Source organism: Streptomyces sp. NBC_01716 (assembly GCF_036248275.1).
Taxonomy (GTDB): Bacteria; Actinomycetota; Actinomycetes; order Streptomycetales; family Streptomycetaceae; genus Streptomyces.
In genome coordinates this window covers 8,484,570-8,501,168 of record NZ_CP109181.1, presented here as the reverse complement: position 1 = coordinate 8,501,168, position 16,599 = coordinate 8,484,570, and the positions used below count along the sequence as shown (strand labels likewise).

Annotated in this window: 14 protein-coding genes and 1 pseudogene; 7 read left to right on the top strand and 8 right to left on the bottom strand. The window is 69.9% G+C overall.

The window, feature by feature from the left end:
• Positions 1-143 precede the first annotated feature (143 nt).
• From OIE74_RS37780 to OIE74_RS37770, 3 genes and pseudogenes are all read right to left on the bottom strand, one after another.
• Positions 144-734: a lytic polysaccharide monooxygenase auxiliary activity family 9 protein gene (locus tag OIE74_RS37780; protein ID WP_329392020.1), complete on the bottom strand. Its 591-nt coding sequence runs from the start codon at positions 732-734 to the stop codon at positions 144-146.
• A gap of 72 nt (positions 735-806) precedes the next feature.
• Positions 807-1,319 (bottom strand): annotated as a pseudogene (locus tag OIE74_RS38765) (ATP-binding protein); the annotation flags it as partial.
• A 610-nt stretch (positions 1,320-1,929) separates the two neighbouring features.
• Positions 1,930-2,202 (bottom strand): DUF1876 domain-containing protein, encoded by a 273-nt coding sequence (locus tag OIE74_RS37770; protein ID WP_329392018.1) that lies wholly within the window; start codon positions 2,200-2,202, stop codon positions 1,930-1,932.
• Between the two features lie 236 nt (positions 2,203-2,438).
• On the opposite strand from OIE74_RS37770, the gene OIE74_RS37765 reads away from it, so the two are divergent.
• The 7 genes from OIE74_RS37765 to OIE74_RS37735 all read left to right on the top strand — a co-directional run bounded on the left by OIE74_RS37765 (position 2,439) and on the right by OIE74_RS37735 (position 11,859).
• Positions 2,439-2,723 carry a hypothetical protein gene (locus OIE74_RS37765; protein WP_329392016.1) on the top strand — a complete coding sequence of 95 codons (285 nt, stop codon included), beginning with the start codon at positions 2,439-2,441 and terminating at the stop codon, positions 2,721-2,723.
• A 375-nt stretch (positions 2,724-3,098) separates the two neighbouring features.
• Positions 3,099-4,391: an ABC transporter substrate-binding protein gene (locus tag OIE74_RS37760; RefSeq protein ID WP_329392014.1), complete on the top strand. Its 1,293-nt coding sequence runs from the start codon at positions 3,099-3,101 to the stop codon at positions 4,389-4,391.
• Between the two features lie 32 nt (positions 4,392-4,423).
• Entirely contained in the window at positions 4,424-5,365 is a 942-nt protein-coding gene (locus tag OIE74_RS37755) for a carbohydrate ABC transporter permease (protein ID WP_329392012.1), read from the top strand.
• Between the two features lie 13 nt (positions 5,366-5,378).
• Positions 5,379-6,206, top strand: coding sequence for a carbohydrate ABC transporter permease (locus OIE74_RS37750; protein ID WP_329392010.1), 828 nt, complete (start codon positions 5,379-5,381; stop codon positions 6,204-6,206).
• A 95-nt stretch (positions 6,207-6,301) separates the two neighbouring features.
• The gene (locus OIE74_RS37745) at positions 6,302-7,303 is read left to right on the top strand and encodes a LacI family DNA-binding transcriptional regulator (RefSeq protein ID WP_329392579.1); all 1,002 of its coding nucleotides are present in this window, start codon (positions 6,302-6,304) and stop codon (positions 7,301-7,303) included.
• 147 nt (positions 7,304-7,450) lie between these two features.
• The gene (locus OIE74_RS37740) at positions 7,451-9,400 is read left to right on the top strand and encodes a glycoside hydrolase 5 family protein (RefSeq protein WP_329392009.1); all 1,950 of its coding nucleotides are present in this window, start codon (positions 7,451-7,453) and stop codon (positions 9,398-9,400) included.
• 122 nt (positions 9,401-9,522) lie between these two features.
• Positions 9,523-11,859, top strand: coding sequence for a glycoside hydrolase family 3 N-terminal domain-containing protein (locus OIE74_RS37735; protein WP_329392007.1), 2,337 nt, complete (start codon positions 9,523-9,525; stop codon positions 11,857-11,859).
• Between the two features lie 12 nt (positions 11,860-11,871).
• On the opposite strand, the gene OIE74_RS37730 is transcribed toward OIE74_RS37735, so the two are convergent.
• The 5 genes from OIE74_RS37730 to OIE74_RS37710 form a co-directional block, all read right to left on the bottom strand.
• The gene (locus tag OIE74_RS37730) at positions 11,872-12,834 is read right to left on the bottom strand and encodes an electron transfer flavoprotein subunit alpha/FixB family protein (RefSeq protein ID WP_329392005.1); all 963 of its coding nucleotides are present in this window, start codon (positions 12,832-12,834) and stop codon (positions 11,872-11,874) included.
• 56 nt (positions 12,835-12,890) lie between these two features.
• On the bottom strand, positions 12,891-13,676 hold the full coding sequence (locus OIE74_RS37725) for an electron transfer flavoprotein subunit beta/FixA family protein (protein WP_329392003.1): 786 nt from the start codon (positions 13,674-13,676) through the stop codon (positions 12,891-12,893).
• Positions 13,677-13,768: 92 nt separating this feature from the next.
• Positions 13,769-14,443 carry a TetR/AcrR family transcriptional regulator gene (locus OIE74_RS37720; RefSeq protein ID WP_329392000.1) on the bottom strand — a complete coding sequence of 225 codons (675 nt, stop codon included), beginning with the start codon at positions 14,441-14,443 and terminating at the stop codon, positions 13,769-13,771.
• Between the two features lie 58 nt (positions 14,444-14,501).
• A complete protein-coding gene (locus OIE74_RS37715) occupies positions 14,502-15,743 on the bottom strand; it encodes a cupin domain-containing protein (protein WP_329391997.1) in 1,242 nt (413 codons plus the stop codon).
• Positions 15,740-16,528 carry a FadR/GntR family transcriptional regulator gene (locus OIE74_RS37710; protein ID WP_329391996.1) on the bottom strand — a complete coding sequence of 263 codons (789 nt, stop codon included), beginning with the start codon at positions 16,526-16,528 and terminating at the stop codon, positions 15,740-15,742. The genes OIE74_RS37715 and OIE74_RS37710 overlap by 4 nt, the downstream gene beginning before the upstream one ends.
• Between the last annotated feature and the right edge of the window lie 71 nt (positions 16,529-16,599).

Genomic DNA, 16,599 nt, shown 5'->3' with positions numbered 1-16,599 from the left:
GCGCTCGGCCCAGGGCCGACCGTGGCCCACGCGGCTTGCCATGCGCGTCGCGACACGCCCTCGATGAACCTGCACATGCTGGTCCTGGGCGAGGGCCGCGAGCGCACCGTCGACGAGTACGCGACGCCCGGTGCTCACGCGCCCTAGAACTCCACGTCGGAGCAGGCGTACCAGGCGGTGGGAGTGTTCACGTTGTTCCAGACGGCCAGGATCAGGTGGCGCCCGGACTTGTCCGGCAGTTTCCCGGCGTGGCTCTCCTTCATGTCCGGGAGCTGCCCGCCCATCGGCACCGTCAGGAACGGCTGCGGCTCCAGATCCGCGCGAGTGAGTTCGGAGCCGGGGTCCCAACCGTCCTTGGTGACGAAGTACTGGTAGTCGACGGTCGCGTGGCGCGCGGTGTGCGTCCAGGTGAAGGTGTGCTCGGCGCCCGCGGTCAGCTTGGTGGTGGGCCACGCGCCGCCCCGCGGGTCGTCGAGGGGCGCGAACGTCTCGTTGCCGCCCGCGCAGATCTGCCCGTCCTCGGGACCCGCCCCCGGGAATCCGATGGGTCCCTCGACACTCTGCGGCTCGTGCTGGATGGGACCGCAGCCGGACACGGTGCCGTCGGCGCAGTACACCTGGCGGCTGGTGGGGTCGGAGACGTAACCGTGGGCCTGTGCGGGGCCGGTGGTGACGAAGACACTCGCGCCCGCGAGACCTATGGCGGCCAGTACCGTGATGAGTCTCTTACGCATCCTACTCACTCCAGTCGTGGTGGGGGGCACGCATATGAGAAAACAGCGCTCTGGTCCAGACCAACTACGAAGCTAACCGCCCGGCTTGGTCATGTCCAGACCAATAAAGAGAGCGGTTTCACCCTGCCCCGCCAGCCTGCGCCCGCACGGCGCGTACGCCTCACGACCGCCCTCCCGGCGAGCCCCGGGACGTTCCCCAGCGGGCATCGGTGATACGCAAGGGGCGAGGCCGGGCACGGCGTTCCCGAACCGTGTTTTCGACGGTTCGTAGCGGCCCCACTTGAACGAGTTGTGTTGGTCCCACCCTCGATCAGGTGACGTTTCCGGGCTGTCCTGGGAGGGAGAGGGATCGTGTCTGGTGCCGGTCTCGATGATGTGGGCCTCGAAGGTGAGCCGGTCGACGATGGCCTGGCAGAGGCGCTTGCCGGTGGCGGCTCCGGCCAGTTCATTCACCAGGTTCGCGGCGGTGGTGTAGCGGACGCGGCCGTCGGCTTCCGCGATCGCGGTCCCGAGGCCGATCAGCAGGTGCGACTTGCCGGTGCCGGAGTCGCCGATCAGGCAGAGCGGGTTGCCGGCCTGGACCCAAGCGGGCCGCGAAGTCGAAGTCCTCGATCCGCTTCGGGAGTCCGGCGACAGGGCAGACCGCCGCTGCGGCAACGAGATGACCTGGGCGGATCCGGTTTCGGTTCCTCGATCGCCACCAGGTCGGGCGAGATGGATCCCGCATCCAGGACCGCTTTCATGCCCGCGACGACCGGCCTGCCGGGAGCCGTCGCCAGGTGACCCGGCCTGGGTGAGGAAGACGCTCTCGGCCGGGCGGTGCGCCGTGGCGACTTCGCCGAGAACCGGACCGACGACAACCTGTTCCGCTTTCCCGACGCATCAGGGTGTGAGGATCGTGACGTCGTCGTGTCACTCACAGGCGGCCATCTGCTTCACCAGGCCGGGTCCGGCAACCGTGTTGGACACGATGATCACAGCTCCTGCCCAGGGCGGTGTCCCGGTCCGGACGTTCGGCCATCAGGACACCGACCGTTACGACCGTAGTGGCGGGCCTGCCCGCCTCGGGCAATCGGCCGCCGTTCCGGCCGTCGGCGTCCGAAACGGCGTGTGAAGGACTGGGGGGCTTCCGGGGCTGCCCGGGCTCCCCGTGACGGAGCCAGGACGCATGGACCCCCGCGGCGCATCCGGGCCCTCAGTGGTTGATCGGGTGAGAGTGACGGCCCGTCGTCTCGTCGATCTCCGCGTGCGCCTTCTCCAGGAGCTGCGACGCAAGGTCCGACATGGCCCGCGCGCCCGCGATCTCCTCGCCCACCCGAAGCTGCTCCGGATCGGTCGGGTGACGCAGAGCGTGGCCCCGACCCCTCAGCTCCGAGCCGTCGGCGAGTCTGACCAGCGCCGCAGCCGTGGTACGGCTGCCCTCCTCAGTGAACTGCAACTCCACATGCCATCCCACGAGCGTGGACATGACGAATCACCTCCAGGTCCCCCCTGCACCCCCTTGCCATGCACCGCATGACACGCCCCTTTCCAGCCTGCGCCCGGCCCGGCCCCACAGCCACTCGGAGCGGGAACCGCCGTCCGGATCACCGCGAGCGGCCCTTTCCGGTGATTGCGGGACACCTCGTGAGCAGGTTGACCCCCGCGGGGGTACGGCACTCCGGCACAGGCAAACCACCCCCGGAACCGGCGAGGAGACCAGCCATGTACGCAGCGGTACGGCGCTACGAAGGCGTGACCGACCCGCCCGAGGTGGCACGCCTCGTGAGAGAGGGATTCGTACCGCTCGTGCGCCAGATCCCCGGCTTCGTGGCCTTCTACTGGATCGACGCCGGGAACGGGGTATTCGTCTCGACCAGCGTCTTCCGGGACCAGGCCGGTGCCGAGGAATCAACCCTGCGGGCATCGCACTTCGTGCGGGACAACCTCGCCTCACGGCTCCCCAACCCTCCCCAGATCACAGCCGGCAAAGTCGGGGCCTCCGCGTAGCGAGACCTGCGCCGAAAATAGCCCGGGCGACAGGCAGAGGGAACAGGGACCGGATCCGTACGGGTGCGGGGGGGCATCACCGTTACGGCACTTCAACAGAGCGCGGAACCTGACCAGTTGCCGCGGAGCTGACGGCCCCCGCCCCCCTGCGGATGTGCCGGCGCCGGACGGCCGGGCGGCCCTGCGACGGATACGGCAGACCGCCGGAGGCCTTCCCAACTCCGGGCGCCGCCGCGCCGATCCGCGTGAGATGTCCGTGTTTCCGGCATGCACAACCGGGGGTTGACCGTTTCGGGAAGTGCCTCTAAGTTGCTCCCAACCCACTGGTACATCGATTAACCACAAGATTCGCATCCTGGTTGGAGGCATCCCGCTGTGCGCTCATCCCCGAGTCGGCGCGGTTTCCTCGTGGCAGGCTCCGGCCTCGCCGCCGCTACCGCACTTCCCGCCCTGTCCGGCTGTTCCACGTTCGCCTCGGCCGATTCCGACCCCGGCACCCTGCTCGTGCACACCCAGCTCGGCACCACCGCACCGGGCTCCCCCACCTACACGGCCGCCGTCAAGGCCTTCCAGAAGGAGAACCCCGGGCTCCGGATCAAGAACCTTGTCAACGGCGACGACCTTCCCCAGGTGTACGAGACCTCCCGGCTGGCCCGCAAGGAGCCGGACGTGGTCATGGTCAACCTCTACGACAAGACGCTGGCCTGGACCGATGTCGGTGCCACCGTCGATGTGAAGGGGTATCTCGACGACTGGGGACTGCGCGAGCGCGTCCTGCCCGCCGCCCTGGCGGAGTGGACCGACAGCAAGGGCAGGCTGCGCGCCTTCCCCTACTTCGCCACCAACTGGCCCGTCGCCTACAACACGGCCCTGCTGGAGCGGGCCGGCGTCGACTCCGTGCCCACCACCGGGGACCAGCTGATCGGCGCCGCGCGCAAGCTGCGCGCCAAGGGCATCGCCCCGGTCACCGTCGGCGGCAACGACTGGACCGGCCAGAAGCTGCTGGCCCAGATCATCCAGACCTTCCTCACGCCCGACGAGGCCAGGAACGTCTACTCGACCGGTGACTTCAGCGGCAGCAGGGGCGTCCGCGAGGGCATCGACTACTTCGTCCAGCTGCGCGACGCCGGTGTCTTCGCCGACAAGGCACAGGGACTGACCTCCGACACGATGACGACGCAGTACAACACCGAGGCGGCGGCCATCCAGTCCGCGATGTCCTCGGCGCTGGCGAAGGTCGCCCCGAAGCCCGCCGGGCACACCGCGATCGGTGGCTGGCCGCTGGCCCCCGGCGCCTCGCACGACAAACCGACGATCCTGCGCTCGTACACCCTCATCGGCTTCTGGATCAGTCCCAACGGCGTCAAGAAGCTGTCCTCGGTCGAGAAGTTCCTGCGCTTCATGTACCGGCCCGAGGTGGTCTCGCGCTTCATCACCGAGAGCGGACGCGACATGGCTCTCGTGACGGACACCGTCAGCAAGCAGTTCCCGCTGGTGGCCGAGGCGCAGCGGCTCGGTGAGCGGGTCAGCCAGGTCCTGCTGCCCGATCTGTACGTCCCTCCGACGGCGACCCAGCCGCTGATCACGGCGACCAGCACCGCCTTCACCCCGGGGACGAGCGCCGCCGCCGTGCGCTCCGCCCTGGAATCCGCCTACCGCACGGCCTGATCCGCGCGCCCGAGCCCTCTGCGAGGCCCCTCATGACGTTGCTCTCGTCCGCCCCGGGCGGCGCCCCGGTCCGCCGGCCGGACCCGCCGCCGCCGTCCCCCGCCGCTCCCTCGCGCCGCAAGCAGGGCGGGGTCGTCCTGGCCGTACCGGCACTGGTCTGGTACCTCGTCTTCATGGTCGGCCCGCTGGTCGCCATCTTCGTCATCGCCGCCCTGCACTGGCCGGGCATGCTCCAGCCGGTGTCGTTCGCCGGTTCCGGCAACGTCCGCGCCGTCCTCGACGACCCGGTCTTCTGGGACGCGGTGGGCAACACGGCAGTCCAGCTCGTCGTCGCGCTGCCCGTGATGATCGTGGGCGCGTACATGCTGGGGTACTACGTCGCACAGAGGCCGCCGGGCCACCGCGCTCTGCGGTACCTGCTCTTCATCCCCGGTCTGATCTCCACCCCGGCCAAGGCGATGGTCTTCTACGCGGTCCTCTCGCCGGACGGGCTGCTCAACGGCGGTCTGGACAAGGTCGGTCTGGGTTCGCTGACGGACGCCTGGCTCGCCTCGCCGTCCACCGCCCTGTACTGCCTGATCGTCCTCGACGTGTGGAGCGGCATCGGCTTCACGGCCGTTCTGTTCGCCGCCCGGCTGGGCAGCGTGCCGGACGAGATCGGGGAGGCCGCCCAGCTGGACGGCGCCGGGCACTGGCGTGCGATGTGGCGTATCCACTTCCCCGTCATCCGGGACTTCGTGGGTGTCGTGACGATGCTTCAGTTCCTGTGGACCCTGTTCGGCTCCGCGCAGAACGTGCTGCTGCTCACCCAGGGCGGTCCGGGAAGCTCGTCGACAACGTTGTCCTTCCTTGTGTACCAGAAGGCGTTCATCGCGGCCGATCTGGGCTACAGCCAGACCGTCGGTGTGGTCCTGTTCCTGGTCGGTCTGGCCGGGCTGCTGACCATCCGTCGCGTCTTCCGCCAGAACTACTGATCGGAGCGGTTCCATGAAGTTCGGAAGGTCCTGGCTGCCGGCCCATATCCTCGCCTGGCTGTACGCGGCACTGCTGGTGGTCCCCCTCTACTACCTGCTGGTCTCGGCGTTCAAGACGAACGACCAGATCTTCGGGAGCCCGTTCGCCCTGCCGGCCTCCTTGTCCCCGCACAATTTCAGGGAGGCGTTCTCCTCCGCGGATCTGGGCACGGCCATCGTCAATTCCGCGCTGGTCACGGTGCTCGCGCTGGCTCTCACCCTGGCGCTCGCCATTCCGGCGGCCTTCGCCATCGCGCGGAGCCAGGGGCGCGTCGGCGCGTTCGTGGAGCGGGTGTTCTCGCTGGGATTCCTGGTCCCGACGTTCGCCGCGCTGTTCCCCACGTTCCTGCTCGCCGCCGCGACCGGGCTGTTCCACACCCGGGCGTTCATGGTGCTGTTCCTGCCGGCCACGGCGATGCCGCTCTCGGTCGTGATCCTGGTGCAGTTCATGCGGACCATCCCGCAGGAGATGGAGGAGGCGGCACGCCTGGACGGCGCGTCCACCTTCGCCGTCCTGCGGCACATCTACACGCCGATGTGCATGCCGGGGATCGCGACGATCCTCCTGCTGAACTTCCTGACCTTCTGGAACGAGTACCTCTACTCGCTCGTCATCATCGGACCCGACCCCGAGCAGCGCACCGTACAGGTGGCCCTGCCCACCCTGAAGTCCCTGACCGGCACCGACTACGGCATTCTGACGGCGGGCACGGTACTGACGCTGGTCCCGGTGTGGGTGGTGTACACCGTGCTCCAGAAGCGCATGCAGCAGGCTCTCGTCAGCGGGGCGGTGAAGATGTGAAGGTACGTATCGAGGAGCGTCCTGAGGACGCGGGGAACAGCGCGGGCACGTCGCCGGGGTCAGGGGCCCCGGCCGCCCGGCCCACGATCAAGGCAGTGGCCGCCGCGGCCGGGGTCTCCACCGCCGCGGTCTCCCAGGCCGTCAACGGCACCGGCCGGATCTCGGATGCCACCCGCCGCCGGGTCCTGGACGCGGCCGCCGAACTGGGCTGGTCGCCGAGCGCGTCGGCGTCGGCCCTGCGCCGTGCGCGCACCCGTACGATCGCGCTCGTCGTGCGGCGGCCCACCGATGTCCTGGGCGCGGACCCGCACTTCAGTGAGCTGATCACCGGTCTGGAGGGCGAACTGGCCCCCCGGGGCTACGGTCTGCTCCTCCATCTGGTCGCCGACATGGCCCAGGAGAGCGCGCTGTACGAACGGCTGGCCGCGGAAGGCCGGATCGACGGCGCGGTCCTGACCGACGCGCGGGCGGACGACCCCCGCCCACGGCTGCTGCGCGACCTCGGGCTGCCCGCCGTACTGCTGGGCGCGCCTGACCCGGCCTCGCCCGTGCCCGGCGTCGGCCTCGGGCAGCAGGACGCCGGTGTCCGTGAGGCCGTCGCGCACCTGCTGGAGCTCGGCCACCGGCGCCTCGCGTACATCGCGGGCCCGGCCGATCTGGTGCACACCGGTCTGCGCCGGGCCGCGTTCGAGGACGCCCTCGCCGGGGCGGGGCTGCGGCCCGCCGCCGTCCGGCACACCGATTTCACCGAGCGGGCGGCCGTCGCGGTCACCGAGGAACTGCTCGCCCTGCCCGACCGGCCGACCGCGCTGGTCTTCTCCAACGACTCCATGGCCGTCTGCGGTATCGGTACGGCCCAGCGCGGCGGGCTGCGGGTGCCCGCGGACGTGTCGGTGGTGGGGTACGACAACCTGCCGCTCGGCCGTTGGCTGCATCCCCGGCTCACCACCGTGGACCAGCAGGTGCAGCGGGTCGGTGCGGCCGCCGCCCGCACGCTGCTCGTCCGGTGCGGCGAGGACGTACCCCCGCCGGTCCTCGACGGACGCCCGTGCCTGGTCGTACGGGAGTCCACCGGCCCCGTACCGTCCGCGCCCTGAAGCATGAGCCTCCCGATCCGCAGCGCACGCGGCCCGCCGGGGCACGGCCCCCGCCCTGCCCCGCGGCTCACCCGGCCCGGCCCGAACGGGCCCCGCGCCGGCCGCACCTGCCCCACCCCCGCACTTCGAAGAGGTCAGAGAAAGACCATGCGACGCCACAGCGCCCAGCTCACCCATGACTCCGCCGTCCTGCCCTGGCTCGGCGCCAACTTCTGGTCCCGCACCGGTGGTCCGCTGATGTGGCGGAACTACGAGCCGAAGACGGTCCGCGAGGAGCTGGCCGTCCTGCGGGACCACGGGCTGAACATGACCCGGTCCTTCTTCTACTGGCCCGACTTCCACCCGGAGCCGGGGCGGATCGACGAGGAACTGTGCGACCGCTTCCGTGACTTCCTGGACGCCCACACCGAGGCGGGCATGGGGACCGTTCCCACCTTCATCGTCGGCCACATGTCGGGCGAGAACTGGGATCCCGCCTGGCGCGGGAACCGTGACCTGTACGAGGACGTGTGGCTCGTCGGGCGGCAGGCGTGGTTCGTCTCCCAGATGACCCGCCGCTTCAAGGACCATCCCGCGGTCACCGGCTGGCTGATCACCAACGAGATGCCGGGCTACGGCCGGATCTACCAGGTCGACCCGCCCTCCAGCGATGTCGTCACCGCCTGGGCGCAGTTCATGTGCGACGCGGTACGGGCGGCGGGCGGCACCCAGCCCGTGTCGCTCGGGGACGGCGCGTGGGGCATCGAGGTGACGGGCCGCGACAACGGCTTCTCGCTGCGGGACACCGCCGAGTACGTCGACTTCGTGGGACCGCACGTCTACCGCTCGGACACCGACCGGGCGCGCCAGCACTACCGTGCCGCGTTCGAGTGCGAACTCGCCGCCGTCGCCGGCCGGCCCGTCGTCCTGGAGGAGTTCGGGCTGTCGACCGACACCGTGTCCGCGGCGAACGCGGGCGTGTTCTACCGCCAGACCCTCCACAACTCGCTGCTGGGCGGGGCCACGGGGTGGATCGCCTGGAACAACACCGACTACGACGAACTGTGGGAACAGTCTCCGTACGACCACCACCCCTTCGAGATGCACTTCGGGATCACCGACCACACCGGCCGCCCGAAGGAACCGCTGCGGGAGCTGGCCGATTTCGCCGAGGTGCTGAAGCGGGTCGACTTCGCCCGCTGCCGCCGGACGGACGCCGACACCGCCCTGGTCGTGCCCGCCTTCCTGGAGCGCGGCTACCCCTACAGCCGGCCCGCCGACCGGCCGCTGATCTTCACGTCGCTGCACCAGGGATACGTGGCCGCGCGCGGCGCGGACCTGCCCGTGGCGCTCGCCCGGGAGGCGGACGGGCTGCCGGAGGACGCCGCGCTGTATCTGCTGCCCTCGACACGGCAGTTGACCACCCGTACCCGGCGGGTGCTGGAGCGGCGGGCCCGGGAGGGCGCCACGGTCTACCTGTCGTTCTGCTCGGGCGAGCACCCGGCGACGCGCGGCCCGTGGTTCCACGACCTGGACGGCCTGTTCGGCGTGGAACTCCAGCTCTCCTACGGGGTCGCCGAACCGATCGAGGACGACGTCCTGGAGATGACGTTCACCGAGGACTTCGGCTCCATAGCCGCCGGCGAGACCCTTCTCTTCCCGGTCGCCGGCAACGAGGACAGCCGCGCCTACCTGCCCGTCGTACCGGCCGGTGCGCGGGTCGTCGCCACCGACGCGCACGGCCGCCCGGCGCTGCTGTGCCACGAGACGGGCGAGGGCCGTACGGTCCTGGCCACCTACCCGCTGGAGCACATGGCCGCGCGCACGGCCCGCGCGAACCCGGAACAGACACATCGCCTGTACGCGGCGCTCGCCGAACTCGCCGGGGCCGCACGGCCGGTGACGGTCGACACGCCGTACGTCGCCGCCGACACCCTGGTCCATGAGGACGGCACCCGCTACGTGTGGCTGGTGAGCCAGTCGGACGAGGAGCTGACCGTCCGCCCGTCGGCCGACGGAGAGCTGCGCGAGCCGGCCGGCGGCGAACCGGTACGGGACGTGGTGATCGCCCCGTACGGGGTGCGCGTCCTCGAACTGCGCCGACCCGAACCGCGCTGACCGGCCGCCTGCGCGGCGGGCCCGGGGCCCGAGCTCCGGGCCCGCCGCGAACCTCTGAGCCCGCCAGGTGTGCTGCCGTAGCGGCGCACACCCCCTCCTGTTGCGTGAAAGCGAGCCATCCGATGTCCGAACCGATGTTCCGGGATCCCACGGCGCCCGTCGCCGACCGGGTGGGTGACCTGCTGGCGCGGATGACACTCACCGAGAAGGCGGGTCAGGTCAACCAGCGGATGTACGGGTGGGACGCGTACGAACGCACCCCCTCGGGCCACCGGCTGACCGGGGCGTTCCGGACGGAAGTGGCCACGTACGACGGGATGGGCGCGCTCTACGGGCTCCAGCGCGCCGACCCCTGGTCGGGCGTGACGGCGGCCACGGGCATCGGCGCGGCGGACGGTGCCCGGGTCAGCGACGACGTGCAGCGGCACGTGGTGGAGAACACCCGTCTCGGCATTCCCGTCCTGCTGGTCGAGGAGATGCCGCACGGCCTCCAGGCACTGGACGGCACGCTGCTGCCCGTCAACCTCGCCGTCGGCGCCACCTGGAACCCGGAACTGTACGAGGAGGCCGTCGCCCTCGCCGCCGCGCAGCTCCGCTCGCGCGGCGGCCATGTGGCGCTGGTGTCCGCGCTCGACCTGGTAAGGGATCCACGGTGGGGCCGCGCGGAAGAGTGCTTCGGCGAGGACCCCTACCTCGCGGCACGGTTCACCGAAGCCCTGGTACGCGGCGTCCAGGGACCGCCGGGAGAGCGCATCGAGCCGGACCGGGCCGCTGTCGTGCTCAAGCACTTCGCCGGACAGGGCGCCACGGTCGGCGGCCGAAACAGCGCGGCCACCGAACTCGGCACCCGTGAGCTGCACGAGATCCACCTGGAAGCCGCACTGGCAGGCGTCCGCGCCGGGGCAGCGGGCGTCATGGCGGCGTACAACGAATTCGACGGCCTCCCGTGTGCCGCGAACCGGGAACTGCTGACCGGAATCCTGCGCGAACGGTGGGGGTTCACCGGTCTGGTGATGGCCGACGGACTCGCGATCGACCGCCTGGTACGGCTGGCCGGGGACCCGGCGGCGGCCGGCGCGATGGCGCTGAAGGCGGGGACCGACCTGAGCCTGTGGGACGACAGCTTCCCCCGGCTGGAGCAGGCCGTGCGACGTGGACTGGTCGACGAACACACCCTCGACACCGCGGTCGGACGGGTCCTCGCCCTGAAGTTCCGGCTCGGCCTCTTCGAGCAGCCGTACACCGGGGAACGCGTCCCGCCCCCGGGCCCGGAGCACCTCAGCGAACGCATCGCCCGGGAATCCGTCACCCTGCTCGCGCACGACGGCATGACCCTCCCGCTGACCGGCAGCGTCCGGCGGGTCGCGGTCGTCGGTCCGAACGCCGACTCCGTACCCCAGCAGATCGGCGACTACACCGCACCCCAGCGGCCCGGCACAGGCATCACCGTCCTCGACGGGCTCAGGGCCGCGGCCCCGGACGGCGTGGAGGTCGTTCATGCCCGGGGCAGCGATCTCGTGGGCGGCGACCTGTCGGCCCTGCCCGCGGCGGTCGCTCTGGCCGCGGACGCCGACGTCGCGGTGGTGGTGCTCGGCGGCTCCAGCGCACGGGCGTCGGGGACACGCTTCGACGCCAACGGGGCGGCGGTCGTCTCCGTGGGGAACCCCGTGGGCATGACCTGCGGGGAGGGCGTGGACCTGGCCGAACTCGGCCTCCCCGAAGGCCAGTCGGCACTGCTCGACGCCATCACGGCCACCGGGACCCCCGTCGCCGTGGTGCTGGTCCAGGGACGACCACACGCCCTGCCGGACCTCTCCGACCGGGCCGAGGCGGTACTCAGCGCCTGGTACCCCGGCCCATGGGGCGGACGCGCGGTGGCGGACGTCCTGTTCGGCACGGCGGAACCCATCGGCCGGCTCCCCGTCTCGGTCCCCCGGTCGGCGGCGCAACTGCCCGTGTTCTACAACGGGAAGGACCACGGCTACCGCGGCTACGTCGACCAGCCCGCCACCGCGCGCCACGCGTTCGGCCACGGCATGGGCTACACGACGGTCGAGTACGGAGAACCCCGGCTCTCCCGCACTTCCGTCACGGCGGCCGAACTCGCCACGGGCACGTCCGCCAGCACAGAAGAGCCCCTTCTGTGCACGGTCGAGATCCGCAACACCGGCGACCGGTCCACCCGGGAAACAGTTCAGCTCTACGTACGCCGGGTGGTCGGCGGCACCTCATGGCCACGCGTACGGGAACTACGCGGCTTCACCCGGACCGTGCTGGAACCCGGAGAAAGAACGGAGGTCTGCTTCCGGGTGGGGGCGCAGACCCTGGCCTCCGTCACCCGCGAAGGCGAACGCGCGGTGGAACCGGGAGAGTTCGCGATCGAGACGGGCCCGTCCTCGGACCGGACCCACAGCACCCGACTCCTGGTGACCACCCCAACAACCAACGGCACGCGATAGCAGCGGCGGTCTTCAGCCCTTGCGTGCCTTGATGGCTTCGGTGAGTTGCGGGACGACCTGGAAGAGGTCGCCGACGATTCCGTAGTCGACGAGGTCGAAGATGGGCGCTTCGGCGTCCTTGTTGACCGCGACGATCGTCTTCGAGGTCTGCATGCCCGCCCGGTGCTGGATCGCACCCGAGATGCCGGAGGCGATGTAGAGCTGCGGGGAGACGGACTTGCCGGTCTGGCCGACCTGGTTGGAGTGCGGGTACCAGCCCGCGTCCACAGCGGCACGCGAAGCACCCACGGCCGCACCGAGGGAGTCCGCGAGCGCCTCGATGATCGCGAAGTTCTCGGCGCCGTTGACGCCGCGTCCGCCGGAGACGACGATCGCGGCCTCGGTCAGCTCGGGACGGCCGGTCGACTCACGCGGCGTGCGGGCGACGACCTTCGTACCGGTGGCCCCCTCGCAGAAGGTGACAGCCAGCTCCTCGACGGTGCCCGCGGCCGGGGCCGGCTCGACAGGGGCCGAGTTGGGCTTCACGGTGATGACCGGAGTGCCCCTGGTGATACGGGACTTGGTGGTGTATGCGGCGGCGAACACCGACTGCGTCGCCACCGGACCCCCGTCACCGGCCTCCAGGTCGATCGCGTCGGTGACGATGCCCGACCCGACCCGCACCGCGAGACGGGCCGCGATCTCCTTGCCCTCCGCGGAGGAGGGGACGAGGACGGCGGCCGGGGACACCTGCCCGAAGGCGGCCTGGAGGGCGTCGACCTTCGGGACGACGAGGTAGTCGGCGAACTCGGCGGCGTCGGCGGTCAGGACCTTCACCGCGCCGTGCTCCGCCAGTGTGGAGGCGGTGTCCGCGGCGCCGTTCCCGAGCGCGACGGCGACCGGGTCACCGATGCGGCGGGCCAGCGTCAGCAGCTCCAGGGTGGGCTTGCGGACGGCACCGTCCACATGATCAACATAGACGAGAACTTCAGCCATGGGAATGGATCTCCTTGCGGATTACGAAGTCTGACGGGCGGTCAGGCGGATGAGCCTTAGATGAACTTCTGGCTCGCGAGGAACTCAGCGAGCTGCTTGCCGCCCTCACCCTCGTCCTTGACTATCGTGCCCGCCGTACGGGCCGGACGCTCGGCAGCGGACTCGACCGCCGTCCAGGCACCGGCGAGACCGACCTCCTCCGCGTCGATCTCCAGGTCGGACAGATCCCAGGACTGAACCGGCTTCTTCTTCGCCGCCATGATCCCCTTGAACGAGGGGTAGCGCGCCTCGCCCGACTGATCGGTAACCGACACGACGGCCGGCAGGGAGGCTTCGAGCTGCTCGGTCGCCGCGTCACCGTCACGACGCCCCTTCACGGTGGAACCGTCGACCGACACCTCGGACAGCAGCGTCACCTGCGGCACACCCAGCCGCTCGGCCAGCAGTGCCGGGACGACACCGGCCGTGCCGTCGGTGGACGCCATGCCGGAGATCACCAGGTCGTAGCCGGCCTTCTCTATCGCCTTCGCGAGCACGAGCGAGGTGCCGATGATGTCCGTGCCGTGCAGATCGTCGTCCTCGACGTGGACCGCCTTGTCCGCCCCCATCGACAGAGCCTTGCGCAGCGCGTCCTTCGCGTCTTCCGGACCCACCGTCAGCACGGTGACCTCGGCGCCGTCCGCGTCTTCGGCAATCTGCAGCGCCTGCTCGACCGCGTACTCGTCCAGCTCGGAGAGCAGACCGTCCACATCGTCACGGTCAAGCGTCAGGTCATCGGCGAAATGCCGGTCACCCGTGGCGTCGGGCACGTACTTCACAGTGACAACGATCCTCAAGCTCACTGAACGCCCCTTTACAGTGTTCGGTACTCAGTACCTAATTATGCATACTGAGTCTCGTTCATGTGGTGGTGCCGTTGATCACACGGCAAGGATCACTCGCCACCCTCGACGAGGCGTCGCAGCGAGGGGAGCAAGGCGTCGATGTCCTGCCCGGTCCTGAACGCGACAACGGTGGTGCCGCCGGGCTCCGGCGGGGAACCGGGTGCCGGAAAGAGGGCAAGCACCTCGCGCATCGCCTCGTCCAGCTCGGCGACCGGGTCGGAGGACTCGCCCCGCAACCACCTGCGCAGCACGTGGTTGTGGGCCGCGACCACCGCCGCGGCCATGAGTTCGGCCCGTAGCGACGCCGACTCCGTCGGGTCCCCCATCCAGTCCGCGATGAACTCCCGGAACTGCCGCTGATAGCGGGCCACACTGGCGATCTCCCGGTCCCGAAGGGCCGCCACCTTGCTGGTGAGCGCGTATCGCCGCCTCGCCAGATCACCCTCATCGAGGTAGTGCAGCAGCACCAGCCGCACCGCGTCCGACACGGCGACCAGCGCGGTGCTGTGACTGGAGGTCGCCAGCCGCTCCCTGATCAGCTCAAGCAGGCGGTCGTGGTCGGGAAAGATGACGTCTTCCTTCGACCGGTAGTGCCGGAAGAACGTCGTTCGCCCGAGCCCCGCCCGCTCGGCGATGTCATCGACGGTCGTCTGCTCGTACCCGCGCTCGTCGAAGAGGGCGAACGCGGCGTCTGCCAGGCGGATCCGTGCAGGTGGCTTGCTCATGGCCGCTCATCCTTCACCGTCTCACCGCGTGAGCGCCACTTGCCCCACAGGGGGGCGGCTAGCCCGGCGAGAGGTGCAGCCCCGGCAGTGACCTCTCATTCCGCCAGTCGGCCAGGAGTCCGAAGAACTCGAAAACATCGCCGCCGAAGTTGGAGCTGAGCGGCGACCTGAGTTCGGGATGTCCCTCGCTGTTGGACCTTCCTGGAGTGCAGGCCTCCAGGAAGGCCGCGTCGTCGCGCCGCCGCTGGAGGATGATGCGGCACCACTCGTCCTCGGCCTCGGCGGTGGCCTCGACCGCGGCCATGCCTTGGCCCGCGGTCGCGGCGACAATGCGCGCGATGTGTCCGGCGTTCTCCTGGATGGAGTGGGCGAAGTTCTCGGTCACCACCGACTGGGAGTTGGGGAGGGGGATGATGAACAGGTTGGGGAACCCGTTGGTCATGACACCGTGGAGAGTCCTCGGGCCGTTGCGCCACTTCTCCCCGAGGCTCATGCCCCCGCGTCCCACCGGGTAGAACCCGATCTTGTTCACGTAGGGCGTGTTCCACTCGAACCCGGTGGCGAAGACGAGGCAGTCCGCCTCGTAGTCGCTGCCGTCGACGCGGAGCCGGTTCCCGCTGATCTCCCGCAGTCCGCCGCGTGCGGCGTCGACCAGGGTGACGTGGTTCTGCGGCACGTACAGCGTGTCGCCCTTCGTGATCTCGTGCCGCGTGGGCTCCTTGGCGACCCGCGCGTAGTACTTCTCGGCGATCTCCGCCTCGACCTCCCACTGGAGGGCGTAGCCGCTGCCGTCGAGCACGTAGTGGACCTCGTCGGCCATCTTCCAGTACTTGCCCGAGCGGCTGCCGGCGGGGATGTCGAGTTCGAACGCGTCGATCGAGAAGATGCGGGCATCGGTGCGCTCCGGTGAGGACATCACCCGCACACGGCCGAGCGGTGTGTTCTCCCAGGTGGTGTCCCCGACGCCGATGACCTTCTTGCGGTCCCCGACTCCGGGCGTCCAGATCCGGGACCAGTCCTCGCGGGGCCCGAACCTCTCCTCGCCCTCGACGGGGCCGCTGCGTCCCTGCTGCGGGAGGCCCATGAACATCCAGGTGCTCTTGGCCTTCACCACCAGGGCGGTGGCGGTCTCGTCGTAGGGGTTGAAGTGGCGGTGCACCGAGTCGGTGTGGACGAACACGAGGTCGTCCTTGGTCCAGTCGTAACGCTTGTCGTCGTGGACCTCGTAGCCACGGCCCTCCAGGATGTAGAAGGCCGCCTCGTTCTGGCAGGACCCGGGACTCGTCCGCGCTTCGGTCACTTACCTCCGCTGTCGGCCTTCACCCGCGAAGCCGTCCGTCCGACATGCGTGCGCATGATCTCCGTCGCCGCCTCCGCGTCCCGCGCGGCAACGGCATCGACGAACTGGCGGTGTTCCTTCGATCCGTACTGACCCATCTTCGGCTCCACGCTCTGCGCCTCGCGCAGACTCATGAGCAGCGGACCGTGGAAGGACTGCACGAGCATCTCGATCGCGGCGTTGTGCGTGCACGCGGCGACGCGGGTGTGGAAGGCGGCGGACATCTCCATGTCGTACGCGCCCCGCTTGACCGCTTCCGCGTGCTCGTCACACATCACACGGAGCGCGTCGAGGTCCTCCTCGGTGGCACGCTCGACGATCAGGGGGATGATCCCGAGCTCGAAGACCAGCCGCGCCTCGGTGACTTCGGACGCCGACAGCGGCGACAGCGTCAGCAGATCAGCCAGCCCCTCCCCCACCCGGCGCGACGACGGCGCCGTCACGAACGCGCCGCCCCGGGCGCCGACCCGGATCTCGACCAGCCCGCTGGTCTCCAGACTGCGCAGCGCCTCACGCACTGTCACCCGGCTGACCCCGAACTGCACGCACAGTTCTCGCTCACTGGGAAGCCGGTCACCAGGCTGCAGGCGCTCCTCCTTCAACAGCAGTTTGATCTGGTCGACGATCAGCTGGGAGACGCGACTTGAGGAAACCGCCTTGAACAGACCGCCGGACGAGGCGCTCCGCTTGGCGGAGGTCCCGACTTCGGTCTCAGGGGATTGGGACTGGCCGGGGCGTGATGACATACCCGCATTCTCCCATTGGTCAGAGGCTTCATTGACGCTATCTTACTCAATGGATTAAAGTCATACCAACA

Coding starts and splice junctions, on each gene's coding strand:
- OIE74_RS37780 (WP_329392020.1), bottom strand. CDS start 734: ATGCGTAAGAGACTCATCACGGTACTGGCCGCCATAGGTCTCGCGGGC.
- OIE74_RS37770 (WP_329392018.1), bottom strand. CDS start 2,202: ATGTCCACGCTCGTGGGATGGCATGTGGAGTTGCAGTTCACTGAGGAG.
- OIE74_RS37765 (WP_329392016.1), top strand. CDS start 2,439: ATGTACGCAGCGGTACGGCGCTACGAAGGCGTGACCGACCCGCCCGAG.
- OIE74_RS37755 (WP_329392012.1), top strand. CDS start 4,424: ATGACGTTGCTCTCGTCCGCCCCGGGCGGCGCCCCGGTCCGCCGGCCG.
- OIE74_RS37750 (WP_329392010.1), top strand. CDS start 5,379: ATGAAGTTCGGAAGGTCCTGGCTGCCGGCCCATATCCTCGCCTGGCTG.
- OIE74_RS37740 (WP_329392009.1), top strand. CDS start 7,451: ATGCGACGCCACAGCGCCCAGCTCACCCATGACTCCGCCGTCCTGCCC.
- OIE74_RS37735 (WP_329392007.1), top strand. CDS start 9,523: ATGTCCGAACCGATGTTCCGGGATCCCACGGCGCCCGTCGCCGACCGG.
- OIE74_RS37730 (WP_329392005.1), bottom strand. CDS start 12,834: ATGGCTGAAGTTCTCGTCTATGTTGATCATGTGGACGGTGCCGTCCGC.
- OIE74_RS37720 (WP_329392000.1), bottom strand. CDS start 14,443: ATGAGCAAGCCACCTGCACGGATCCGCCTGGCAGACGCCGCGTTCGCC.
- OIE74_RS37710 (WP_329391996.1), bottom strand. CDS start 16,528: ATGTCATCACGCCCCGGCCAGTCCCAATCCCCTGAGACCGAAGTCGGG.